The organism is Acidilobus aceticus (assembly GCF_055392325.1).
Window position 1 is genome coordinate 1,375,130 of sequence record NZ_AP042407.1, and the last position, 22,669, is coordinate 1,397,798.

Here is a 22,669-nt window from a genome sequence, read left to right on the forward strand (position 1 = left end):
AAAGCCTTTCTCTATGTAGAGAATAGCTTAGTATAGCCGCAACTTTAAGGCCATCGGCCGGCGCAGCAGTAGGCGCGCAGTCATTACTAGCGCATAAAGGTCCCCAGCCCCCGCAGGCCGGCAGGGAGCAAATGCTGCTGGGCGACGCCACCAAGGGCCTCATGACGGGGAGGCTGACGAGGGGCTGCGAGCTCTGCTACGCGGGCCTCAAGGCGGTCATCTTCATAACCGGCGTCTGCGACGAGAACTGCTTCTACTGCCCCGTCGACAGGGACAGGTTCGGCAGGAGGGTGATGTACGTGAACGACGAGAGGGCCTATGACATCAACGACATAATAAGGGAGGTGGAGAGGCAGGGAGCCACCGGGGCAAGCATAACGGGCGGGGACCCGCTCGCGGACCTGCCGCTGACGCTCTCCCTCATAAGGGCCCTGAAGGCCACCTTCGGGCCGGAGTTCCACATACACCTCTACACGCCCGGGAGGCACTCAACCCCAGAGGCGCTGCTGGCCCTCTGGAGGGCGGGCCTTGACGAGATAAGGTTTCACCCCGTCAGCAAGAACTACATGAAGGGAATAGAGTACGCCGTCAAGCTCACCGGCATGAGGGTGGGGGCTGAGATGCCCATAGCCCCGGGCCTCGAGGGCTGGGTCAAGGAGGTCATAAAGTTCGTGGACTCAGTTGGGGGGCACTTCGTTAACCTTGACGAGATGGAGTTCGCCGAGCCCAACAGGGAGCCCCTCAGGCTCAGGGGCCTCAGGCCCGACGACTCGAGGGAGGCGGCGGTCAAGGGCTCCCTGAGGGCCGCCATGGAGGTGCTCTCCTGGGCTGAGAGCAGCGTCAGGGTGCCGGTGCACTTCTGCCCAGTCTCCTTCAAGGACCTGGTCCAGGTGAGGAACAGGTACAGGAGGACCGCCTCAAGGGACCTGAGGTGGTACGAGGTGCCGCTGGACGACGGGACCGTGGCCAGGGGCGAAATAGTTGGCGAGGACGGCAACGTTATAGGCTACTTCAGGCCGGGGGAACAGGTGAGCCTGCCAAAGGGCGCCGTGGCGAGGGTCGTGGTGACCTACCCGACCCAGGCCAGGTCGCCCGTGCTCTGCGAGTCGGAGTCCGAGGACCCCGCTGAGGCCTTCAGGGAGTGCTCCTAGGCTGAGCGGGGCCTAAGTCCTGCTGGTAGGGATTTATCCTTCACATGCCATACACTGAGGGGTGAAGCGTTGAACGTAGTCAAGGCCCTCGTGGAGGAGTCGCTGCCGAGGGCCAGGGGCAGGGCAATAAGGAGGGTGGCCGTGGGCAGGTACGCCTACGTGGAGCTTGACGACGGCAGGGCAGGGCTCGCCTATGTTGACTGGGACTGGGTCAAGCCCAACAGGGACCCCTGGAGCCCCCCTAGGTCGGCCGAGGAGGCGGTTGGCCTGGCCCTCTCCTACGACCCAGTTATGGCAGCCGTGGGGGTCGCCACCATAAACGCGCTTGTAAACACCGGGGGCCAGCCGGTTGACCCCCTTGACCTGGTCAAGGTCAGCCCCGGCTCAAAGGTGGCCATAGTGGGCTACATAAGGCCCTACGTGAGGAGGCTCAGCGGGACGGCCAAGGTGTACGTCTTTGAGCTGTCCCCCTCCGAGGAGGACTTCGTGCTGCCATGGTACGCCGAGGAGGAGATGCTGCCCCAGATGGACCTTGTAATAGCCACCGGGGTGACTGTTGTCAACAAGACCATAAACAGGATAGCCGAGCTCTCCAGGGGGTCCCAGCTCATAGTTGTGGGCCCCACGACCCCTATGCTCCCCGAGGCCTTCGAGGGCCTCAGGGGCGCCCTGGGGGGCTCCACGGTGGTCGACAGGGAGCAGGCCTACTCGATGATAACCATGGGCTACGGGGCCGGGGCCCTGCTCCACTCTAAGGTCCTGAGGAAGGCGACAGTCCAGCTCTAGTTTCTCTATTAATAGAAAGGTTAAAATAATACCTCTTGTATACAAGTTTAACAACTGGGGGATAGGCTTGAGGCTCCCCCTCGTCAACCTGAAGGAGGTCGCGGGGCCGGGGCCCTACAGGGCCAGGCTCGAGGTCACGCTATGGCCCGGCCTGGTGGAGGAGGTCAGCGTGCCGAGGCTCTCGAGGCAGCCGGACAGGGCGTACTGCAGCAGGATTGAGGGCCTCGAGGCCAGGAGCTACGTGGTGACCCTCTGCAGCTCGGGGGAGCCCTTCGCCTCCGTCTACCTCTGCCCCCCGTGGATCAGGAGCGCTTCAGGTACCACTCGGCAAACGCCCTGAGGGCCCTGCCCCTGTGCGACATGGAGTCCTTCTCCTCGACGCCCATCTCAGCGAAGGTCCTGCTGTGCCCCTCAGGCACGAACAACGGGTCGTAGCCGAAGCCGCCCGAGCCCCTGGGCGACTCAGCTATGGAGCCGCAGACCTCGCCAGCGAAGGTCCTGACGCCGCCCTCATCCGCGTAAGCCAGGCCGGTCCTGAAGCAGGCCCTCCTGTTAGTGACGCCGCTGAGGAGCTTCAGGACGCCGCCGAGGCCGACCTTCTCAAGGAAGAAGCTGCTGTAGGGCCCTGGGAAGCCGTTAAGCGCGTCTATGTAAAGGCCAGAGTCGTCAACTATGAGCGGCACCCTGAACTGCTCGTAGGCGTGCCTGGCGGCCACCTCGGCTATCCTCACGACGTCCTCGTCCTGCACCTCAAGCTTCTCAGCCTTTATCTGCTGCAGCTCTATGCCGTAGGGCTTAAGTATGAGCGAGGCCTCGAGGAACTTCCTGTCGTTGTGCGTCACCATGTAGAGCCTCCTCACCCCTCTCCCCCCTCCCCAGCCCACACGCTCCTCCTCGAGGCGACGTACCTGCCCCTCATCTCCACCTCCCTGGCCCTCCTGCTGACCTCCTCCGCCGCCCCCTCCCCTAGGGCCCTTGAGTAGCCCCTCATGAAGGCCTCCATGAACCTCCCCGCCGCGGAGGGGTGGGTGCTGGTGACGGCCTCCCTCAGCAGGTGCACGTCCACGGCCCTGTCCTCCAGCTCTGACGAGAAGTCGGCGAGCCCGAAGTCTATCAGGGTCACGCCGCCGTCACTCACCACCATGTTAGACGTGGTTGAGTCGCCGTGAACTATGCCGGCCGAGTGGAGAAGCCCCAGCTGGAGGCCGGCGTCCTCTGCGAGCGACTCCCAGCCAGGGGAGCCCACGAGCTCCTTGAGGGTGGGCCCCCTGACGTACTCCATCACTATGAGTCCGAGCGACGGGAAGACCGCGTAGAGCCTCGGCACCCTGACCCCCCTGGCCAGGGCCACGGAGAGCACCTTGGCCTCCTTGAGGGTCCTCTGCGCCCTGAGCCTCGAGTCCAGGGCCGGGTCCATGTAGGGCTTGCTGACCCTGAGCTTGTATATCGCCTTCATCCCCATGAAGTCCCCCAGCCTCACCTCCGACTCCGCCCCCCTCTTGAGCAGGGTCAGCGAGGAGGCCCAGGACTCTATCATAGAAGCTTCCCATACCAAGGTACCTCCACCTCGTCGAGCCTCCACCTCTGGTTTATGAACGCCCTCTCAGGCTCAACGTGCACCCCGCTCAGGTGCGCCAGGAGGCCGGCCAGCGATATCATGGCTCCGTTGTCGCCGCTGTAGTAAGCCGGGACCCCCCTGTAGGTCCCGCCGTGGAGCCTGGCCATGGATTCGAGCTTTGAGTTAAGCACCCTGTTGGCGGCGACCCCGCCGGTTAGCACGACGTCCCTCTTGCCCGTGTGGGCCAGGCACCTCTCGGTGACCTCGACGGCGGCTGAGAAGGCCACCTCCCTGAGTGTGTAGCACACGTCCTTCAGCTTAGCCCCCCTCCTGAGGGCCCTAAGCGCTGCAGTCAGCAGCCCCGAGTAGGAGACGTCCTGGCCCTTCACGACGTAGGGGAACCACCCTATGAACTCCCCTCCCTCGGCGCAGGCGTCAACCACGTGGTTGCCGTTGACCACGTACGGCGGCCCCAGCTTGACCTCCCTGGCGAAGGTGTCGAGGAGGTTGCCAAGGGCCATGTCAAGGGTTTCGCCGAAGACCCTGTACCTGCCCTCAACGAACGTAGTCACTGCAGTGTTGCCGCCGGAGACGTAAAGTATCACGGGGTCCCTGAGCCCCGTGGTGTACCTCGCCACCTCCAGGTGGGCCACGGCGTGGTTCACGGGGACCAGGGGCACCTTGAGGGCCGCCGCCATCGCCCTGGCGACCGTTGCCCCGACCCTCAGCTGGGGCCCCATGCCGGGGCCCAGGGCCACCGCTATGGCGTCCAGGTCCCTCGGCGTAAGCGAGTTCACTGAGAGGGCCTCCTCAACGACCTCCGCGGCTACCTGGCTGAAGAACTGGGCCACCTCCCTGGGCAGTATGCCGCCCTGCTTAGGCACGTAGTTCCTCCTGGCGTCCTTGAGGAGCTCGGGCCCGGCCGAGGTCCACCTGGAGGCCCCGACGCCAAACGTGTGGGCGGTCGACTCTATTCCAAGTACAATTACTTCACTGTTGGACGACGAACTCCGTGTAGCCGCAGTAGCCACAGTGCCACCTCTCGACAGGCTTCAGGTGGTGGGCCATAAAGTTGCCGCACTTGGGGCACTTCCTGTTCTTTGCTTTTATAGTCATGTTGTTGTAGTCTACCTCGTAGAGCAGGTGCACGTAGGCCTTTACCTGCTTCGCCATCACTTGCCACCCCCTGCCTTGGTCTTGGCCTGCTTCTTCTCCGCCTCGCCGTGCCTTGCAAGGACGTACTGGGGCTCGACCTTAACTGCGTCATCGTGGCTGTCATATACGTGGATGTGAACCTTAGATATGCCGACGCCGTAGCTGGTCTTTATCGTCTTAACGTAGACCGCTTCAGCGTCCTTGTTGTAGGCCTTTGCAACTGCCTCCCTTATGGCGCTCCTGGCGGGGGTCGACTTGAGCTCGTGGTGCGCCAGCGCCTCTACCTCAGTGCGCTTGAGGAGGTCGTTCCTCCTCTCTGAGAGTACCTCCAGCCAAGAGCCATCTCCCAGGTCAACCCTCTTGGCCTCTGGCATGCCTGGCACCTCACTTAGGCCTGTCACCTGGGATTTTAACCCTTGAGCACCTCAGGCGTCACCCGGCGGCTCAGCTTAAGTGTTGAGGTCGGCTAAAGTCGGAGGGACCTTTATGAGCGAGGGCGGCCGCCCGGCTATGAGCAAGGCTTAGTAACAGGTAATAGAAGAAGAGAAGAAGTCGGATCTCTCTCAAAGGGCTGGGGAGTTAATTGGTATTACCGGCCACGCCGGCGTTAGGTTTATATAATATCAAGCCTAAGCCATAGTATGGCTAAGATGTTGGGTAGAAGTAAGTTGTGGGGCGAGGGCCGCGCTGCGGCATCAGTTTTGGCCGGGAGGGCCTTAGGTATAACTATAATTAAAAAGGTAGTAGCGGAAAGGGCGTGATCATGCACATAGATGAAAGTCAATATAAAGTGCAGGACCTCGTGGACAGGAAAAGGACGTCTTCATACTACACTACATATGATGGAATCTCAGTCATAAGGTCCTTCCTAAAGGAAGTCCCAAGCAGGGAAGGGGCTGTATTAATGGACCCCTTCATGGGCTCTGGCGTCCTACTTTCCTCAGTTGACGACCTGGTTAAACCTAGCAGGGTCATTGGCATTGAGATAAATAAAGAGCCCTGCGAGCTGGGGCGTAAAATGCTCTCCTCAATTTACGATAGCGTGGAAGTTATATGCGGTGACGCGTTCAAGGTGGCGTGGAAGTACAAGGCCGATATAATAGTTTCTAACCCTCCCTTCGTCAGGTGGCACCTGATAAGTAACAGGGACGAGCTGCTCAACTCCGTAATTTCGCACGGTTACGGCAGCTTCGTTTCGAGGAGGGACCCCGGGCTTCACATACTGTCGATATTTCTAATGGACTACATATTGAAGGAGGGCGGGCACGCGCTGCTCGTGCTCCCGGCGTCAACGTTTTACACGAGGCAGGGCGACGGAGTGAAGAAGCTCCTGAAGTACAGGTACGACGTTCTCGCAATGGCGGAGAACTTAAAGTCGCCCTCGTTCAGCTCTGGAAGCGGATTCAAGGAGCTCATAGTATTCCTTAGAAAGAGAAAGCTGTTCGAGTTTAACGCCGTGCAGACGGCCATATACCAGTATGATGGCAACTTAAAGGAATCGCGCAGGGTAAACCTAAGTAAAATGCCCAAACTTTTAGACAGGAACTGGCTAAGCTTATTCGATTATGATAACGCAAAAGCGGTGGCTGAGATGATTGAGAAAGCCTTAGATATGGGGCTATTACGTTACCTGAGGAAGGGGGAAATTATAAGGGGCGTGGAAATGTACGGCCCAGACTTCTTTTTCATCCCAAACAGGGCGTGGAGCATCGTAGGGGAGGACGAAAGCTCCGTCCTGATAAGCAACAGGGAGCAGACCCTGAGGCTTCCCAAGAGGTATTTAGTCAAGTGCCTCAGGAAGCCCGAATACTATAATGACAGCATTGTAGTGCACGACCCCAGGTTTTACGCTATTGCAATCAATGATGACCCGGAGGGCGACGTCGCGAAGTACGTTGAGTGGGGCGAGAGGCAGAACATACCCGCCTTAAAGTTTGGCAGCAAGTGGTACCAGCACGTGTGGAGACAGCTGCAGACCAAAAAGCCATATGGGCACGTTTTCATTCATGACAAGTTAGATCCGACTAGACACGTGATCCTGGCCAACTACAGCGAGAAACCGCTGTGCGCGTCAAAGAACTTTTACATCATAAGGGAGAACAACCCGCTGATAGCCGCTTGGCTTAACTCGGGCATTATGCAGTATATATTGCAGACCTTCAGTAAGAGGATATCGGACAACTGGACCAGGCTGTTAGAGGATGACTACTTGGAAATTCCTGTGCCCTCGAAAGTCAAGGATGTGGATCTAAGCAGCGTTCAAAACGCGGAAAAAGCGATAGAAGAGTATTTGGACATTAGAAGCATTAATGCAACAATTATCAAGGACCCCCCTAACTCTATCCATGAACTCTAAGGGCTTAAGTTTAAGCTACAATCGGTTACAGGACGGGGGTAGGTCTGTCTTAGGTTTTTAACATGACTCCCATCGCCTCCTTTCCTCTCTAGGCCTTCAAAGGGCTCATAAAACGCTTCACTACAGCTCTTAATCCTAGCCATGCGGCTACGTCTGGACATGCCCTTCTGCGGCCGCACGTACGCGGGCAGGGAGCCGCCGCCCAGGCGCCCCGCATGCGGCGCCCTGGGCAAGGACTTCGCGAGGTCCTGACGGGTCCGGGGGGATTTGAACCCCCGACCTCCGGCTCCGAAGGCCGGCGCGCTGGTCCTGGCTACGCCACGGACCCCTGTTTACAAGGTGGGACAGGGGACATTATTTCTTTCCAGTACTCCACGGCAACGCAGGCCAGGGCCTATGGTCTTTATGAAGAGCCCTTGAATGTATTTATGCTCACGCATTAACAAGCTTCAGTCTTGGTACGGGGTGCGTCTTGGCAAAGCAGGTCCAGTGCAACTCAATAGGGGTCTCAGTTAAGTTCGGCAACGTCACATGCTACGACGACGGTAGCATAGTCGTTGAGGGCCCCGCCGTGCTCTGGGTCTCCAAGGCGCTCATGGGCGTCGACGGCAGGTCGAGGAAGGTAGGCGCGGTGCAGAGGGCCATAATGGACGCCATCTCCAGGGGGCTCCACACCAGGGAGGAGATAGCGGCGAGCGTGGGCATCTCCATAGGTTCCCTGGGGTACTCGCTGACCTCGCTGGTGAGGAAGGGGCTGGTCATGCTCGTCAAGGCAACCTCGGGAGGGCCCTGCAGGTCCTACTACTTCCTGCCAGGCCAGGACATACAGGCTTACCTCACGGCCAACAGGCTTGTGCCCTGTCGCAAGTCTTCATGAGGGCACACTGCTGTGTACATATTAACTTCACTTGCCCACCAGCGGCACAGGCGCGGCTGATGAGGGCAGACGTGCCGGTAGAGTGCGTAGTGGACGCCCACGTTCACATGCCGCTGCTCAGGGAGAGGGGCGAGGTCAACAGCTACATAAGGGGGCTCGTGGAGAGCGGCGTCGGCGGCGCAGTGCTGCTGGGCATACCGCCGTTCAAGGAGATCCTGGCCTCCATACCGCTCGAGGAGGTTAAGAGCGAGCACGAGAGGGTGAGGGGCCTCATAGAGAAGCTGGCCGGCGACATAATGGACCAGCTGGAGCCCGAGAGCCTCTACCTCTCAGCCGTTAAGCTCTCCGAGAGCTTCTGCTCCTTCGCCAGGCACTCCGAGCTCGCCGGGGTAGTGAACTTCCCGGTGATGTACCCGGCCAACCTGAGCCTGGGCCCGGACGAGCTTGCAAGGCAGCTCGAGGAGGCAGTCTCCCTGGGCTTCAGGGGCTTCAAGGTGATCTCGACGCTCTTCCTCAAGTACCTCAGCTCGGAGCAGGTGGAGGCAGTGATAGAAGTGGCCGAGAGAAAGGGGGTTCCCGTCGTGGTCCACGGGGGCTGCGACCCCGGCATATGGGAGCTGCCGAGGTACTGCAAGTACGGCGACCCCTCAAAGCTTGAGCCGCTCCTCTCCAGGCACAGGGACGCCACTGTTATAGTGGCCCACGCCGGCGGCTACAGCGCAATAGCCCCGGGCGTCTTCTTTGAGGAGGCCCTCTCGCTTGCCAGGAGGTTCGAAAGCGTCTACGTTGACACCTCGGCCCTGCCCCCGCAGCTGGTGCCCGTGGTGCTCAGGGACTTCCCTGCTGGGAGGGTCCTCTACGGCTCCGACTACCCGGCAGTAGCGAACTCCAGCCTGAGGGAGTACATGGAGGAGGTCTTCATGACCCTCCTCGCCTCCGGCTGGAGGGGCAAGGAGCTCGAGGGCTACGCCCACGGCGTCGCCGAGGAGGTCTTCAGGGCGTCCTGCGTCACGCCGCTCTACGACGGCGTGGGGCTCTGACGTCATAAAAGTGCTTTTTAAATTATAAAATAGTGGGAATATTTACATATAAGCCCACCATAGAAATCTTTTAAACTAATCCAATAGTGTATACAAGTGAACGGAGTGGACAGAGGGAGGTGGAGTCCTTGTCCGAGTCGCCTTCTAAACAGGAGATAGAGCTCCTGCCCTACGGTGAGAAGTACCACCCGTACCACAACAAGTATGTCGACTTCTGGAGGCAGAGCCTGGCCGACCCCATGAGGTTCTGGGACGAGAGGGCGAGGGAGCTGGTGTGGTACCGCACCTGGGACAGGGTGCTTGACGACTCCAACCCGCCCTTCTACCGCTGGTTCGTCGGCGGCGAGACCAACGTAAACCTGAACGCCCTGGACAGGTGGATGAACACGCACGTGGCCAACAAGGTCGCCTACTACTGGGAGGGGGAGGACGGCACCACGAGGGTGCTCAGCTACAGGGACCTGTTCCGCGAGGTCAACAAGTTCGCCAGGGCGCTGCAGGACCTGGGCGTCAAGCCCAACGACACGGTCACAATATACCTACCGATGATACCCGAGCTCCCGATATCCATGTTGGCGGTCACCAGGATAGGCGGGATACACAGCGTGGTCTTCTCGGGCTTCAGCCCGTCAGCCCTGGCGGACAGGATAGTGGACGCCAAGTCGAGGGTCCTCATAACTGCCGACGGCTACTGGAGGAAGGGAAAGGTCGTCGAGCTCAAGAAGAACGCCGACGAGGGCGTTAGGCTGGCCGAGGAGAGGGGGGCAAAGGTCGACAAGGTCATAGTTGTCAGGAGGCTGGGCAACCAGGTGGCCTGGAACGAGGGCAGGGACGTCTGGTACCACGAGCTCGTCTCAAAGTACCCTGAGAACACCTACGTTAAGCCCGTCCCGAGGAAGGCCGATGACGTCCTCTTCATACTGTACACCAGCGGGACCACCGGCAAGCCAAAGGGGATAATGCACAGCGTGGGCGGCTACATGGTTTACGTCTACAACGTGTTCAAGTGGAACTGGGACATAAGGCCCGAGGACGTGCACTGGACCATGGCTGACGTGGGCTGGATAACGGGGCACACCTACATAGTCTACGGCCCGCTGCTCAACGGCGCGACGGAGGTGATGTATGAGGGGGCCATAGACTACCCGCAGCCCGACAGGCCGTGGCAGATAGTGGAGAGGTATGGGGTCACGATATTCTACACGAGCCCGACTGCCCTCAGGATGCTGAGGCAGTACGGCGACGAGTGGGTCAAGAAGCACGACCTCTCGACTCTGAGGATACTCGGCACCGTGGGCGAGCCCATAAACCCCGACGTCTGGAAGTGGTACTTTGAGGTAGTCGGCAGGGGGAAGTGCCCAATAGTGGACACCTGGTGGATGACGGAGACAGGGGCCGCAATGATAGCTCCGGCCCCCGGGATATCGCTTGTGCAGCTCAAGCCGGGCTCAGCCACCTTCCCGATGCCTGGCATAGAGGCCGACGTGCTTGACGAGAGCGGGAAGCCCACGCCGCCGGGCGTCAAGGGGTACCTGGTCATAAAGAGGCCGTGGCCCGGCATGCTGCTCGGTGTCTGGGGCGACCCTGAGAGGTACGTCAAGACCTACTGGTCAAGGTTCCCCGGCTACTTCTACCCTGGCGACTACGCGGTCAAGGATGAGGAGGGCTACTTCTGGCTGCTGGGCAGGGCCGACGAGGTCCTCAAGGTGGCCGGCCACAGGATAGGCACGGCGGAGCTAGAGGACACGCTGATAAAGCACCCCGCCGTCGCCGAGGCGGCCGTCATAGGCGTCCCTGACCCGATAAAGGGTGAGGTGCCCGTGGCCGCGGTGGTGCTCAAGGCGGGCTACAGGCCCAGCGAGGATCTGAAGAAGGAGCTCATAGACATGATAAGGACCAACATAGGGCCCATAGCGACCCCCCAGGCGATACTGTTCGTGAGCAAGCTGCCAAAGACGAGGAGCGGCAAAATAATGAGGAGGCTGCTGAAGGACATAATGGAGGGCAGGCCGCTGGGCGACACGACAACCCTAGAGGACCCCACCGCGGTCGACGAGCTCAAGAGGGCTTGGGACGAGTTCAAGTCGCAGATGAGGTGAGACCTTGAGCCAGGACCAGCCCTTCGCGGACCCCAGCTCCCTGGGCCTCTGGGGCTTCGCCCTGACTACCATAGTGCTAAGCCTTCACAACGCCGGCCTAATATCAACTGCGGGTCTCACCCTGGCCTATGCCTTCTTCTGGGGAGGGGCCGCCCAGGTCTTCGCGGGCTGGATGGACTTCAAGAGGGGCAACATGCTCGGGGGCACGGCCTTCAGCACCTACGGCCTCTTCTGGATCGGGCTGGCCATGGCCTTCGTGTTGAGCAGCTGGGACCCCTCAGTGTTCAGCATGAGCGGGGCCGAGCTCGGGGCGTGGTTCGTGCTCTGGGGGGTGCTTACTTTGATCTACGCGGTGGGCGCCTACATGGCCAAGGCCAGGGTGCTCACTTCAGTGCTCGCCCTGCTGACCCTGACCTTCTGGGTCCTGGGAGCGGCGTTCTTCTCCGGCAGCGCGGCCATAACCAGGGCAGGGGGGTGGATAGGCGTCATAACTGGACTTGACGCGCTCTACCTCGGGGCCGCCCTGCTGATTAACTGGGTCGCCAGGGGGCAGGCGCTGCCAACCTAAGGCCCAGGGAGCCCCTTTACTTTAATAGCTTGACTTTTTTAATTTACGGCCCTCCTTTATTTTATCGCCTGAGGGGCTCTCCCACAGGAGTGCCAGTAACCATGATCTCACGGACCATTTTTCCTCAATTTATATATTTGTTATCTCGCATTTTTAGCGCGGTGGACCCTTGAGCTCCTGCAGGAGGGAGAGGCTCGCAGCCCTGGGCAGCTACTCCATTGAACTCCTCTGCCCCGAGGACGCCAAGTACGTGGTGGAGTTCTACTCGTCGCTGGACGCCTTCTCGCTCTACTACAGGTTCCTGGGGATATTCAAGGACTTCGAGGGGCACGCCAGGAGGCTCTTCTCGGGGCAGTGCAACTACGCCATAGGCGCATTCCTTGGCAATGACATAGTTGCCCTGGGCGAGGGCTTCTCGGACTGCAGGAGCGCTGAGCTGGCCTTCGCAGTGAAGGAGGAGCACAGGAGGAGGGGGCTGGCCACAGTGATAGCCGCCCTGCTGATACTTGAGGCCTACAGGAGGGGGATCAAGACCATGGAGGCCTACATGCACGGGGACAACTACGCTGCCATAAGGATAGGCGAGAAGGTCGGGCTTAACCTTGAGTGCGAGGGCGACGTCTATCACGGTAAGGCCGAGGTGGCCAAGATAAGGGACAGGTGCCTAAACGCAATAAGGGAGAAGGGGGGCTCCCTGGAGCCCTGGTACCTCGAGGCCATAGCCTCGGTAAAGCCTTAGGCATTTAATCCCTTGGACCCTGGCTGTGCTGGGATCAGGATGGGAAGCAGGGTCGCCATGTTCTCCGGCGGCAAGGACGGGCTGAGGGCCGCCTCGCTGGCCTGGCCCGTTGACATCCTCCTGTTCCTGGTGTACGACTTCCCTGAGCCGAGCCCCCACATAGAGAACGTCGGCGCCACCATAGCCGAGGCCTCGCTCATAGGAAAGCCCATAGTCGTCGCGAGGCTTGACAGGGGCAAGGAGTTTGAGGAGACCACCGACCTGCTGAGGAAGCTGAACGCTGACAAACTCATAGCTGGCGACGTCTTCGTTGAGGACCACCTCAAGTACATGGAGTCCTTGGCCTCGGAGGCCGGGGCGTCGCTCCTCGAGCCCCTGTGGGGCCAGGACACGCTGGAGATACTCATGAAGGACCTTGAGGAGGGCTACTCCATGAAGGTCCTGGGGGCCAGGACAAGGGCCCTGAGGAGGGCCGTCGGCGAGGTAGTGGACAGGCACAACTCAGAGTGGTTCCTGTCCCTTGCCAAGAGCGACGGGGCTGACCCCCTTGGCGAGAACGGGGAGTACCATACGGTCGTCGTTAACTCCCCGCTCCACAGGGCCCCGCTCAGGACGTTCAACGTCAGGAGGATATCCATGGAGTGCTGCGACATAGAGCTTGTGGCGGCCCCGTTCAACCAGGCCGCGCTGGGCTCCTACATAAGGGCCTTCGGCACGCCGTAGCCTCTATAGGCTTATGGGCCTTTAGGTAAATTACCTACATTACGTTTTAATAGGTAGCCAGCGGGAGGGAGCCTTTTATAGCTGAGTAATCCCAGGGGTCAGACGGGTTCGGTTTTGGGAAATAGTCGCGGCTCGATCTCCACGGCCGCCCTGGCGGCCATAGTTGTTGTAATAATTATTGTCGCGGTGGCCGGCCTCGCTATATATTACACGCACAGGCCCTCTAAGGTCACAACTTCAACAAAGCCGACGCCAACAACCACATCTACGACCACAACTTCAACGTCAGCGAGCTCGCAGCAGGTCACGCTAACGATAGCGACCTACACCGGCGCGCCGCAGCAGTTCCTCAGCATGGCCGCCCAGCTCTTCGAGCAGGAGCACCCCGGCGTTGTAATCAAGGTCGACGCCTACCCGTTCACGGAGTACATAACAAACGAGCTCACAGTCCTGAAGGCCGGCGAGAGCTCCTATGACATAGTGACGTTCACTCCCACCAGCGCGAGGCTGCTGGCGCCCTACCTGGTGCCGCTGAACTCGTCGGTGATAAACACCAGCGACATACTCTGGCCGGCTGAGAGCTTCGGCGGCGTGATATATAACGCCACCACCAACACCTCAGAGATGGTTGGCGTGGCCCCCTGGGTCTCAAACGTGCTCATAATATACAACACCAAGTACTTCGACAACGCCACCCTGCAGCAGGAGTTCTACAACGAGTACCACATGCAGCTGAACCCGTGGACCTGGCACAACTGGACCGTCGTGGTTGACGTGAGCCAGTTCTTCGTGAGCCACAACATAACCAAGTACGGCGTCCTCATAATGGACGACACGGCCGGCGGCGACCTCGACTCGAGCTTCGAGTCCATATACGGCTGGTTCTACATACACAACCAGAGCCTCAACTGCGGCACAGTACATGGAATACCCGGCTTCGGCATAGAGTTCTACGGCTGCTACCCCAAGGGCTGGACCTACCCGTTCCCGCCGCCCGCCATAAACACCTCGGCCGGGGTCCAGGCCCTTGAGATACTCAGGGAGCTGGTCAGCTACGAGCCCTCGCCGACTGTGTTCCAGGTGTCGTTTGACAACACGCCTGAGCTCTTCGCCGAGGGCTACGGCCCCGCGGCCGTGAACTACGCCTCAAGGCTGGCCGCCATACTTGCCCAGAACGTGAGCCCAAGCGAGATAGGCCTGGCCCCGCTCCCGGGCAACTACTCCATGGCAGGGGGCACCTACTTTGGCATAAGCAGGTACTCGCAGAACAAGCAGCTCGCCCTTGAGTTCCTGCAGTTCGTAGAGTCGCCGCAGGTGCAGGAGGAGATGTTCCTGAAGCTGGGCCTGTTCCCGATATCGAAGCAGGCCTACAGCGTGCTGCTGTCGAACTCCTCGGTGCCGGCCTACGAGAAGAACTGGCTGCTGGCCAACGAGATCTCGGCTGAGTACGGCAACGCGTGGGAGCCGCTGGTGCCGGTCACCTTACAGCTCGGCAACGCCCTCGGCAACGCGCTGCTGAACTACCTTGAGAACCCGACCAGCCAGAGCCCGCAGCAGGTGCTCAACTCGGTGGCAGCGCAGTACATAAGCATATTGAAGTCGTACTACGCCTCGACCACGACCTCCTCTTCGTGACAGAGGCATATATAATCATTGTAATCATAGTCATTTTTTCTTTTCCTGTAGGCGATCAGCTCCTGCCCCTTATGGCTGACGCCACGGCGCCGGCCACCACTAGCCATATCATAACCATGTATATTGCCCTGAGGCCGCGCACGAAGCTCACCGCGCTGGCGGCCTGGGCCGCCGGCAGCCCTGTGAATATGGTCGCGAGGACCCCCCTTGGAATGTAGGAGGCCGCCAGGGCGCTCGCGAGGGCCAGGCTCAGCGACTGCCCCGCGAACCTCATCAGGTTCAGCGTGCCCGAGGCCACTGAGAGCCTGTCCCTTGGGGCCGCGCCCATGACGGACGCGGTGTTAGGGCTTGAGAAGAGGCCCATGCCAATGCCCAGGAGCACGGCCCTCCACGTTATGTCCTGCAGCGACGCCCTCAGGCCGAGCTGCATCAGGAGGGCCAGGCCGACCGCTATTATTGCCATCCCAGCGGTGGCGAGCGGCCTCGCCCCCACCCTGTCCGAGAGCCTCCCGCTTACGGGGGAGAGGACAACCATGGCCAGCGACAGGGAGAGGAGGGCGAGGCTCACGTATATGGGCCCTATGCCCAGGACCTCTATCATGTAGTAGCTTAGGAAGAAGGGCACGAAGAAATATCCAGCGTAGTTCAGGAGGGCCGCCAGGTTCCCCGCGGAGAAGGGCACGGACCTGAAGAGCCTGAGGTCCAGGAGGGCGCGCGGCCCAAGCCTCGACTCCCTGACAGCGAAGGCTGAGATGAGGGCGAGCCCGGCCGCCAGCAGCGAGAGGTACTCAGGGGACCAGCCCTCGAAGGCCCCGACGGTGAGGCCCATGAGGGTGAGCCATATCCCCGCGGCCGCCAGCAGCCCCCCGAGCACGTCTACAGGCTCGTCAACGCGCTCCGACTCCTTAAGGTACGCCTGGGACAGGGCGTAGCCGAGGGCGGCAAGGGGCACAGTGACCAGGAAGACCCACCTCCAGCTCGGCACCCCAGCTATGTACCTGAAGCTTGTTATTGCGCCTCCCACCACGGGCCCTACAGTTGTTCCAGTGTAGACCGCAAGCGTCCAGTAGCCGAAGGCCTTGCCCCTCTCCCACGGCGGGTAGGCCTCGGTAATTATGGCGCCGCTGTTGGACAGTATCATGGCGGCCCCGAGGCCCTGCACGGCCCTCCAGGCGTCGAGCTCGAGGCCGTTGACCGAGAGGGCGCACATGATCGTGCCAACGGTGAATATAAGGAAGCCCACGGTGAACACTCTCTTCCTGCCACGCACGTCGCCAAGCCTGCCGAAGAGCAGGAGGAACGCCGAGAGCGAGGCCAGGTACCCCACGGGGACCCAGATGGTCTCCAGGTAGTTGGCGTGCGAGCCCCTGGCTATGGCCGGCAGGGAGACGCTGACTATTGTGCTGTCCAGGGGGGTTAGGATGGCCGCGAATGAGGTCACTATTGACACTAGCCTGAGGTACTCCCTGGGGTACCTCCAGGGGCGGGACAAGTCAGTTACCCCGTGAGCGACCTGACGAACTCCTTGGCCGCCTCGTCCAGCCTCCTGGAGGCCTCCCTCAGGGCCTGCTCCTTCATGTCCCTTATGGACTTGAGGTACTGCTCGTAGCCCTCCTTAAGCTTCCTGAGGGACTCGTCCTCCTTCCTTCTGAGCACGTCGTCTATGGAGCTCAAGGCGACCACACTTTGGCCCTGGGCCCCAGAGTTTTAAAGCGTTGGCGTGGGGCTCAAGTCATAATAGCACTTTAGGAATTAACTAGCTTTTAAATAAAAAGAACGCTTATATATATTAGAAGCTTTAGATTACTTTTCGACATATTTTTTATTTTAATACAATTTTTTAATAAGTTATTAAACGATATTTGTAATTATAACGTATTTGGTGTAAAACCTCCGTTTACGATTCTAGCTAATTTAGTCAAATAACCTTAGTGAGGTGAGGCGTAGGTTGATAACATACACGGCCCCCATGTGGGTGGGCCTCATAATAGGCTTCATAATAGGGGCCGCGGCGGAGGCCTGGGGCATCGCCAACCCTGAGACGCTGATACGCCTTGCGAAGTGGGAGGACAGGCTGTTCCTTGACTGCATAGCCCTCGGGTTTGCAATAGGCACGCCAGTGCTCTTCGGCCTCTACGCCCTCGGTGTGGGCTTCCACTGGGGCCCCAAGCCCCTCTACGTGATAGGCGTTGGCCTTGGAGGCGTGCTCTTCGGCTCAGGGCTGGCACTCTCAGGCTACTTCCCAGGATCCATATGGATGGCCCTCGGCGAGGGCAGGAGGGACGCCGTCTACGCGCTGTTCGGCGCTATACTCGGGGCCGCGACGTGGACGGCGATGTACCAGGACCCGGCCATAAGGAAGGCGCTCGTGGGGACGCTCAACTTCGGCAGCCAGATAATAGGCGCAACTCACCTGAGCGGTACAGAGTACCTGGTGCCGTGGCCTGGGCTTAACAGGTACTCACTGTTCGGCATAGCACTCGTCTACGGCATAATAATGTTCCTCATAGCGTACTACGTGCCGAGGTACAGGGGAGGCTCAAGGAGCTGCCTGAGGGCCAACATTGAGAAGAGGGTGACGCCCGTTGAGATGAAGATGCACGAGGACACCGCGAGGTACCTCACGGACGGCGCACTGCCATACAAGAAGGGGAGCCTGGCGCAGAAGCTCAACGAGTACTACGCGGTTGAGAGCAACGTGACCAGGTGGTTCATGGTCTCCGTGGCGGGCATAGTGGCCCTCACGGTGGTTGCGGAGATGTTCCTGCACCAGATATTCGGGGAGTCCACCACGGACAGCTGGATAGCCGGCCACCTCTTCATGCCCAACTTCGCCTACAGCAAGATAGTGTTCAAGGGCATAGGGTGGGAGCCCTACAGCGACATAGGCACGCTGATGGGCAGCTTCTTCGCAGCCATATTCCTGACCAGGAGGTTCACGGCCTTCAGGAACATAATACCGCCCAGCTGGGCCGAGAGGTTCGGCACCAACAGCGCAGTGAGGTTCCTGGGCAGCTTCGGAGGGGCGTACCTGATGCTGCTCGGCGCCAGGATGGCTGACGGCTGCGCCAGCGGGCACATACTGAGCGGAGGCCTTGAGATGGCCCTCAGCGGCCTCGAGTTCGCCGGCTTCGTGTTCCTGAGCATGGTGCTGGTCGGCAGGGTTTACTACCAGAGGAGGAGGTGATGGAGATGGCGAAGGTGAGCGAGGAGACCCTGGACAAGATGGACAGGACCTTCAAGGCGATATTCATAATAGCCTTCATAATGCAGCTGGTGATAGCTGCAATAGTGACGCACGACGCCGCTATGACCCCGCTGACGGGCTGGCAGGTGGCCTCAGTAGGTATAATAACTGTGATACTGCTGGTGATAGCTGCCGTCATCTACAGCCAGTACCCGTATTCAGTGCTTGGCCAGCCCGTGGAGCAGCAGGGAGGCCAGCAGGCAGAGAAGAAGTGACGATCCCCTAGCTTACGAAGTTTTTTGGTAATCACTTTACTTCTCCTTTTTTGGTAACCGCTTCTAGGCTTCCCCTCTGGCACGCCCGTGAAAGTGAAGCTTCTAAACTCTTGTAAAGGCGGCTTCAGCCGGCGGACCCATTAAACGTCACGTAGATTATGTTATGGGGCATGGTGAAGTTAATGCCAGAGCAGTAATTATAGTAAACCGGGGTCAGGTTGCTGAAGTAGACGTAGACGGGCGGGCTCTTGAGGCCGTTCTGGACGCTTATAATATCGCTGTCGACGGCAAAGGTGTGGGTTCCAAAGGTGATAGGCTCGAGGGCCCCGGCCAGCAGGGGGCCGCACGGGGCGCCGTCGCAGGCGAGGTCCCCCAGGGCTGAAACAGCTATGGATCCCACGTCAAGGCCCACCGCGTAGGTGCTCTCGGGCCCGTCGACCTCGAGGCTGGTGTAGCTAATGGAGAGGCTCCCGAAGGTGGGCACAACCTTAAGTGGCGTGAGGTTGACGTCGTACGAGCCCCAGAAGATGGGGGCCGGCGTTGGGGGCGGCGGGTAGGCGACCTCGAGGCTTCCCAGTATTTCAGCTGCGCCCTCGTTTCCCTGGGAGGCCTCGTAGGCCAGCGCGCTCTCCTCGGCCCAGGCGCTGAGGTTCACGGGGTTCACGTAGCTATACCAGAGGTGCACTATAGGCGCTACACCCGTGCCGCTCCTGTAGACGTTTAAGGCAGTCACGAGGGGGCCCAAGTACCAGGCGTGTACATAGCCAACAGCCCTGTCGCAGGCGGCGCTGTACTTAACCACGGTCCAGTTTATGAAGGCTATCTGACCGACAACGTAGAGTTGCGCCACGTCAGGCCCTCCCGTAAAAACGTTGCCGTCCTCCCATGAAGATACTGAAACGTACTCAAAGGAAAGGGAAGGGTTGACCACAAGCGGCGACAGGGCCTTGGTGGCCTCGCTGAGCGCCTCAAGGCCCGCGCTGTTAAAGTGCTGGGCCGCGGCGCCTATTGCCCCGGAGGCTATCATGACCGCGTTGAACCCCACGTACTGGACCGTAGGGCCCAGCAGCATCACTTGGAGGTTGTTCGAAGTAGCGTCAGGGCTGGGCTGCAGGACTGCCACTGCAAGGCTTATGGGGGCCAAGCCGCTGCTGTTGGGGTACCAGGAGAGCACGTGAGGCGCGGCCTCATAGTAGTAATTGTGCCAGCAGCGCCCCAGCTGCCCCCCTAGGGCTGAGGTCGTGTTTGTGATGGGCGCTGTTGTCGTAGTAGTCGTCTGGGCCGACATGATGGCGCCAGCGGAGGCGGCCCTAGGCCTGGGCTGCCCAGGGCCGACTATGGCCTTGAAGGGGCGGGACACCTGGACCTCAAGCACGGCGCCTGAGCCGCTCAGGGGCACGCTGAGGTTCAGGGGCTCCAGCTGGGGCTCTATGGCCAGCTCAACGCTGCCGTTGGGCAGGTCTATGGGGTACATCACCCAGACGATTATGGAGGGCTCGAAGGAGGTCAGGGCGCCCTGGCCGTAGTATCTCATCCAGTCCTCGGCCCAGGCAAGCAGCCTGCCGACGCTGACCACCGCCTGGGCGCCGACGCCGTTGTAAACTGGCATGAGCTCAGTGCTGTTCTGCGTCGGCGCCCAGGCCCACACGGAGAAGGAGGCGTTGGTTATCTGAACCGGGTCGCCGCCCCTGAGGTAGAAGGCCCTTATGATGATCCTGCCCCTCACCAAGGCGCCGGGCAGGACGTAGATGCCCGTGAGGAGCGCCGAGGCCGCGGTGACAATTATTATGAGGACGGCGGCGGCCCTGGCGGTCAGCGAGGCCCTCCCGCGGGGGTGAAGGAGGAGGGACACTGGGAGCACGCCCCAGCGGTGGCCCCCGTTTAGCGTTAAAAAACTTCACCGGAGAACCATTTTAGCTCCGCCGGCGGGCGGCGCGCAGTCAAAGTGACGGCTTCGAGCCGCCGCCCTTCAGCGCTGCCTTGCTCAGGCCTTTGCCTGAGCAAGAGGCCTCGCCTCTTATGTGCTGCAATTACATGTTAAAAATTCCATATGGGAGACCAGTAGGAAAATTGCCGCCTTAAGCTCCAGGGCCCGCCGCGGGCCTGGGGGCCTCTTGGCCATGCTACGCTTAAAATATCCCTGCCCCCCAGTTCCTTGGGAAGCTGCTTGCGCTTAACGGCCCCCTACGTGGCCTACATAACGGCCTTTGGGGTAGTCCCCTTCTTCGCCACGTTCGCCCTGGTCGGCCTTGACTTCCGCTCGGCCCTGGTGGCCCTAAGGCTCGTGCCCGTGGGCCAGGTGTTCCTCAACACCTTCATACTTGCCGTGGCCACCTCAGTGCTCGGCACCCTGATAGGCCTGGTGGCCGCCGTGGCCGTTGACATGCTTGACGTGAAGTACCAGAGGCCGCTCTCGCTGCTGACGGTGCTCCCGCACACGGTGCCCTTCGTCTCGGCGGCGCTCATATGGTCCATAAGCCTCTACGGCGGCGGCTGGGGGTGGTTCACCTACCTGCTCCACATAAGCTTTGACCCGCTCTACCTGGCTAACACGGCGCTCTACGGCGTCATACTTGTCAGCGTCTGGGGCGCAATAGCGTTCCCCTTCATAATAATATACGCGACGCTCAGGTCCATACCGCCCGAGATAAGGGAGAACGCCATGATAGACAACATAGGCCTCTCAAGGTACTACGGCGAGGTGGCCATACCGCTGGCTAGCAAGGCCATACTGATAGCCTTCATAATAGAGCTCGCCTTCAGCTTCGGCGCCTTCGACGCGCCCTACGTGCTCACCGGGGGAGGGCCGGGCTACGCTACCACAACGCTGGGCATACTCACCTATGAGGCCGTGTACAACCTCAACAGCTACTCCGCGGGGGCCCTGATAGCGGCCGCCATAGCCGCCCTGGCGACAGTCCCGGCCATAGCCCTCTTCAGGGTCCTGAGGAGCAGGCGCGCCCTGCTGCCCGCGGTCAGCGTGAGGCTGCCAGACCCGGTGTTCAAGGGGATAATGCTGGCAGTGCTCTCAGTCATACTGTTCTTCAACGTAATGCCCATATACTGGATGTTCCTCGTGGCATTCAGGCCCAACACCCTTGACTTCAGGTCACCCCCGATCATGATACCCGTCAAATTCACCAGCGCGTTCTTCGTGCAGGCTCTCAGGGGCTCGGTGCCCTACATGGTCAGCAGCGTGGTCGTCAGCGTGGCAGTTGGGGTAATAGCGGTCCTCCTGGCCTCCGGGGCCTCATATGAGATAGCCAGGGGCAGGGCCTGGGGCTGGCTGCTGCCCCTCTCCATCTACCTCTACGTCCTGCCCCCCATGGCGTTCGTCATACCCCTCTACATAGCCTTTGCCAGGGCGCACCTGCTCAACACCTGGTGGGCGCTTATAACGGCAATGCCCCTCGGCTACGTGACCTACGCCCTGTGGATAATGAACGGCTTCTTCGTTGACCTCCCAAAGGCATACGACGAGGTCGCTGACCTGTTCAACATAAAGGGCAAGTTCAGGAGGCTCATACTCCCGCTCTCCAGGCCCGTGCTCCTCTCAACCTTCCTGCTGGCCGCCGTGGGGGCCTGGCACGCCCTCTTCTACCCGCTGATATTCTCGGCGACCCCGTACAACTTTGGCTTCCCGCCCCAGGGGGCCCAGACGGTAACCATATACGCGCTGACCGCGATACAGGAGTCAACCATAGACTGGGGCCTGCTGGCCTCCATGGCGTTGGTCGCCGCGCTGCCCCCCATGGTGCTCGACATAGTGTTCCTGTCGCTCATAGCCAGGGGGAGCAGGGCCAGCGGCCTCAAGTTCCTGTGAGGGCTCCAAGGGCCAGGGCCAGGGACGCCGCCAGGAGCCCCGCGGCCCCTGCAAGCCAAAGGCCTGAGACGAAGTCCATGGCTGACCATGCCGCCACGTACTCAAGGTAGAAGGCCCTGGAGACTAGCCGCGGCCTTGGCTTGGCCCTCCCCAGTGCGTCGTAGGCGTAGTAGAACGCCATGGAGACCACGAACCAGCCGATGAAGTTAGTTATGGGCACCCCGTAGTATGGCCCCCTGGTCTGCCAGAGCCAGAGGTGGCCCTCTATGGTCAGGAAGGGGTCAAAGGCTAGGTCCATGGCCACCATTGCCAGGGAGGCCGCGAGGTAGCTGCCAGTGGCGGCCAGCGAGTAGAAGCCCAGGGAGGCCCAGAGCAGCGGTATGTAGACCGGCACCCCAAGCACCTTGAGTCCGAGGCCCTTCGTGTAGTAGTACTTCCCGAAGGGGAGGCCGTAGTGCACCCCCAGGAACTCGAAGGCGTACGATATGGCCGCCGAGGCCGCGAGGAAGTAGAGGGTCCTCCTCCCTCCCAGCTCGGAGTAGGACGCCAGCAGGTAGAAGGCGACGAAGAAGATGGGGGTTGATACTACGGCCGCAACGAGGCTGAGGGGCCGCGGGACGTCAAGGACTGACAGGAACAGGAAGGGAGGGTATAAGGCCGAGAGGCTCCAGGCGACGAGCCTAAGCCTGTTCAAGCT

Annotated in this window: 23 protein-coding genes and 1 tRNA gene; 14 read left to right on the top strand and 10 right to left on the bottom strand. The window is 60.4% G+C overall.

Going from position 1 to position 22,669, the window contains the following annotated elements:
- Window positions 1-131: 131 nt before the first annotated feature.
- The 3 genes from ACZ5OO_RS07205 to ACZ5OO_RS07215 all read left to right on the top strand — a co-directional run bounded on the left by ACZ5OO_RS07205 (window position 132) and on the right by ACZ5OO_RS07215 (window position 2,277).
- Window positions 132-1,151 (top strand): radical SAM protein, encoded by a 1,020-nt coding sequence (locus tag ACZ5OO_RS07205; RefSeq protein WP_464078119.1) that lies wholly within the window; start codon window positions 132-134, stop codon window positions 1,149-1,151.
- A 69-nt stretch (window positions 1,152-1,220) separates the two neighbouring features.
- The gene (locus ACZ5OO_RS07210; protein ID WP_013266505.1) at window positions 1,221-1,937 is read left to right on the top strand and encodes a DUF364 domain-containing protein; all 717 of its coding nucleotides are present in this window, start codon (window positions 1,221-1,223) and stop codon (window positions 1,935-1,937) included.
- A gap of 67 nt (window positions 1,938-2,004) precedes the next feature.
- A complete protein-coding gene (locus tag ACZ5OO_RS07215) occupies window positions 2,005-2,277 on the top strand; it encodes a hypothetical protein (RefSeq protein WP_013266506.1) in 273 nt (90 codons plus the stop codon).
- Here ACZ5OO_RS07215 and ACZ5OO_RS07220 read toward each other — a convergent pair.
- Genes ACZ5OO_RS07220 through ACZ5OO_RS07240 form a run of 5 tightly spaced genes read right to left on the bottom strand, consistent with a single transcriptional unit; the run spans window position 2,240 to window position 5,024 of the window.
- Window positions 2,240-2,782: an XTP/dITP diphosphatase gene (locus tag ACZ5OO_RS07220; RefSeq protein WP_048812968.1), complete on the bottom strand. Its 543-nt coding sequence runs from the start codon at window positions 2,780-2,782 to the stop codon at window positions 2,240-2,242. The genes ACZ5OO_RS07215 and ACZ5OO_RS07220 overlap by 38 nt on opposite strands.
- An 11-nt stretch (window positions 2,783-2,793) precedes the next feature.
- Window positions 2,794-3,492 (bottom strand): Kae1-associated kinase Bud32, encoded by a 699-nt coding sequence (locus ACZ5OO_RS07225; RefSeq protein ID WP_464078120.1) that lies wholly within the window; start codon window positions 3,490-3,492, stop codon window positions 2,794-2,796.
- The gene (kae1, locus tag ACZ5OO_RS07230) at window positions 3,471-4,526 is read right to left on the bottom strand and encodes a KEOPS complex N(6)-L-threonylcarbamoyladenine synthase Kae1 (protein ID WP_464078121.1); all 1,056 of its coding nucleotides are present in this window, start codon (window positions 4,524-4,526) and stop codon (window positions 3,471-3,473) included. The genes ACZ5OO_RS07225 and kae1 overlap by 22 nt, the downstream gene beginning before the upstream one ends.
- Window positions 4,486-4,668: a 30S ribosomal protein S27ae gene (locus tag ACZ5OO_RS07235; protein ID WP_013266510.1), complete on the bottom strand. Its 183-nt coding sequence runs from the start codon at window positions 4,666-4,668 to the stop codon at window positions 4,486-4,488. The genes kae1 and ACZ5OO_RS07235 overlap by 41 nt, the downstream gene beginning before the upstream one ends.
- On the bottom strand, window positions 4,668-5,024 hold the full coding sequence (locus ACZ5OO_RS07240; protein WP_148217119.1) for a 30S ribosomal protein S24e: 357 nt from the start codon (window positions 5,022-5,024) through the stop codon (window positions 4,668-4,670). Before ACZ5OO_RS07240 ends, ACZ5OO_RS07235 begins: the two co-directional genes overlap by 1 nt.
- 389 nt (window positions 5,025-5,413) lie before the next feature.
- Between ACZ5OO_RS07240 and ACZ5OO_RS07245 the strand changes: the two genes are divergently transcribed.
- Window positions 5,414-7,006: an N-6 DNA methylase gene (locus ACZ5OO_RS07245; protein ID WP_464078122.1), complete on the top strand. Its 1,593-nt coding sequence runs from the start codon at window positions 5,414-5,416 to the stop codon at window positions 7,004-7,006.
- A 252-nt stretch (window positions 7,007-7,258) separates the two neighbouring features.
- Here the strand turns inward: ACZ5OO_RS07245 and ACZ5OO_RS07250 are convergent.
- Window positions 7,259-7,334: transfer RNA gene (locus tag ACZ5OO_RS07250), tRNA-Arg, on the bottom strand.
- A gap of 144 nt (window positions 7,335-7,478) precedes the next feature.
- On the opposite strand from ACZ5OO_RS07250, the gene ACZ5OO_RS07255 reads away from it, so the two are divergent.
- The 7 genes from ACZ5OO_RS07255 to ACZ5OO_RS07285 all read left to right on the top strand — a co-directional run bounded on the left by ACZ5OO_RS07255 (window position 7,479) and on the right by ACZ5OO_RS07285 (window position 14,687).
- Window positions 7,479-7,883 carry a helix-turn-helix domain-containing protein gene (locus ACZ5OO_RS07255; protein WP_013266514.1) on the top strand — a complete coding sequence of 135 codons (405 nt, stop codon included), beginning with the start codon at window positions 7,479-7,481 and terminating at the stop codon, window positions 7,881-7,883.
- 59 nt (window positions 7,884-7,942) lie between these two features.
- The gene (locus tag ACZ5OO_RS07260; RefSeq protein WP_013266515.1) at window positions 7,943-8,923 is read left to right on the top strand and encodes an amidohydrolase family protein; all 981 of its coding nucleotides are present in this window, start codon (window positions 7,943-7,945) and stop codon (window positions 8,921-8,923) included.
- Window positions 8,924-9,042: 119 nt separating this feature from the next.
- The gene (gene acs / locus ACZ5OO_RS07265; protein WP_013266516.1) at window positions 9,043-11,022 is read left to right on the top strand and encodes an acetate--CoA ligase; all 1,980 of its coding nucleotides are present in this window, start codon (window positions 9,043-9,045) and stop codon (window positions 11,020-11,022) included.
- Between the two features lie 4 nt (window positions 11,023-11,026).
- The gene (locus tag ACZ5OO_RS07270) at window positions 11,027-11,590 is read left to right on the top strand and encodes an acetate uptake transporter (protein ID WP_013266517.1); all 564 of its coding nucleotides are present in this window, start codon (window positions 11,027-11,029) and stop codon (window positions 11,588-11,590) included.
- Window positions 11,591-11,759: 169 nt separating this feature from the next.
- Window positions 11,760-12,329 (top strand): GNAT family N-acetyltransferase, encoded by a 570-nt coding sequence (locus tag ACZ5OO_RS07275; protein ID WP_464078123.1) that lies wholly within the window; start codon window positions 11,760-11,762, stop codon window positions 12,327-12,329.
- A 39-nt stretch (window positions 12,330-12,368) separates the two neighbouring features.
- On the top strand, window positions 12,369-13,052 hold the full coding sequence (locus tag ACZ5OO_RS07280) for a TTX_0299 family putative ATP pyrophosphatase (protein WP_464078124.1): 684 nt from the start codon (window positions 12,369-12,371) through the stop codon (window positions 13,050-13,052).
- Between the two features lie 114 nt (window positions 13,053-13,166).
- The gene (locus tag ACZ5OO_RS07285; protein WP_464078125.1) at window positions 13,167-14,687 is read left to right on the top strand and encodes an ABC transporter substrate-binding protein; all 1,521 of its coding nucleotides are present in this window, start codon (window positions 13,167-13,169) and stop codon (window positions 14,685-14,687) included.
- 55 nt (window positions 14,688-14,742) lie between these two features.
- Here ACZ5OO_RS07285 and ACZ5OO_RS07290 read toward each other — a convergent pair whose 3' ends face one another.
- Together ACZ5OO_RS07290 and ACZ5OO_RS07295 are read right to left on the bottom strand one after the other, a co-directional pair.
- On the bottom strand, window positions 14,743-16,179 hold the full coding sequence (locus ACZ5OO_RS07290; RefSeq protein ID WP_464078126.1) for an MFS transporter: 1,437 nt from the start codon (window positions 16,177-16,179) through the stop codon (window positions 14,743-14,745).
- Between the two features lie 5 nt (window positions 16,180-16,184).
- Entirely contained in the window at window positions 16,185-16,361 is a 177-nt protein-coding gene (locus ACZ5OO_RS07295) for a hypothetical protein (RefSeq protein WP_158303782.1), read from the bottom strand.
- A 274-nt stretch (window positions 16,362-16,635) separates the two neighbouring features.
- Here ACZ5OO_RS07295 and ACZ5OO_RS07300 point away from each other — a divergent pair, with 274 nt between their 5' ends.
- Window positions 16,636-17,874: a YeeE/YedE thiosulfate transporter family protein gene (locus tag ACZ5OO_RS07300; RefSeq protein ID WP_464078127.1), complete on the top strand. Its 1,239-nt coding sequence runs from the start codon at window positions 16,636-16,638 to the stop codon at window positions 17,872-17,874.
- Between the two features lie 5 nt (window positions 17,875-17,879).
- Entirely contained in the window at window positions 17,880-18,149 is a 270-nt protein-coding gene (locus tag ACZ5OO_RS07305; protein ID WP_464078128.1) for a hypothetical protein, read from the top strand.
- A 124-nt stretch (window positions 18,150-18,273) separates the two neighbouring features.
- On the opposite strand, the gene ACZ5OO_RS07310 is transcribed toward ACZ5OO_RS07305, so the two are convergent.
- The gene (locus ACZ5OO_RS07310; protein WP_464078129.1) at window positions 18,274-20,010 is read right to left on the bottom strand and encodes a hypothetical protein; all 1,737 of its coding nucleotides are present in this window, start codon (window positions 20,008-20,010) and stop codon (window positions 18,274-18,276) included.
- A 306-nt stretch (window positions 20,011-20,316) separates the two neighbouring features.
- On the opposite strand from ACZ5OO_RS07310, the gene ACZ5OO_RS07315 reads away from it, so the two are divergent.
- Complete coding sequence (locus ACZ5OO_RS07315; RefSeq protein WP_464078130.1) at window positions 20,317-21,972, top strand: ABC transporter permease; 1,656 nt, start codon at window positions 20,317-20,319, stop codon at window positions 21,970-21,972.
- Here ACZ5OO_RS07315 and ACZ5OO_RS07320 read toward each other — a convergent pair.
- The gene (locus ACZ5OO_RS07320; protein ID WP_464078131.1) at window positions 21,959-22,666 is read right to left on the bottom strand and encodes a carotenoid biosynthesis protein; all 708 of its coding nucleotides are present in this window, start codon (window positions 22,664-22,666) and stop codon (window positions 21,959-21,961) included. The genes ACZ5OO_RS07315 and ACZ5OO_RS07320 overlap by 14 nt on opposite strands.
- Window positions 22,667-22,669: the final 3 nt, after the last annotated feature.

What these genes read in the sequence shown, in the direction of transcription:
- ACZ5OO_RS07280 (WP_464078124.1), top strand. Translation starts at nt 12,369, where the DNA reads ATGGGAAGCAGGGTCGCCATGTTCTCCGGCGGCAAGGACGGGCTGAGG.
- ACZ5OO_RS07220 (WP_048812968.1), bottom strand. Translation starts at nt 2,782, where the DNA reads ATGGTGACGCACAACGACAGGAAGTTCCTCGAGGCCTCGCTCATACTT.
- ACZ5OO_RS07205 (WP_464078119.1), top strand. Translation starts at nt 132, where the DNA reads ATGCTGCTGGGCGACGCCACCAAGGGCCTCATGACGGGGAGGCTGACG.
- ACZ5OO_RS07260 (WP_013266515.1), top strand. Translation starts at nt 7,943, where the DNA reads ATGAGGGCAGACGTGCCGGTAGAGTGCGTAGTGGACGCCCACGTTCAC.
- ACZ5OO_RS07305 (WP_464078128.1), top strand. Translation starts at nt 17,880, where the DNA reads ATGGCGAAGGTGAGCGAGGAGACCCTGGACAAGATGGACAGGACCTTC.
- ACZ5OO_RS07245 (WP_464078122.1), top strand. Translation starts at nt 5,414, where the DNA reads ATGCACATAGATGAAAGTCAATATAAAGTGCAGGACCTCGTGGACAGG.
- ACZ5OO_RS07240 (WP_148217119.1), bottom strand. Translation starts at nt 5,024, where the DNA reads ATGCCAGAGGCCAAGAGGGTTGACCTGGGAGATGGCTCTTGGCTGGAG.
- ACZ5OO_RS07235 (WP_013266510.1), bottom strand. Translation starts at nt 4,668, where the DNA reads ATGGCGAAGCAGGTAAAGGCCTACGTGCACCTGCTCTACGAGGTAGAC.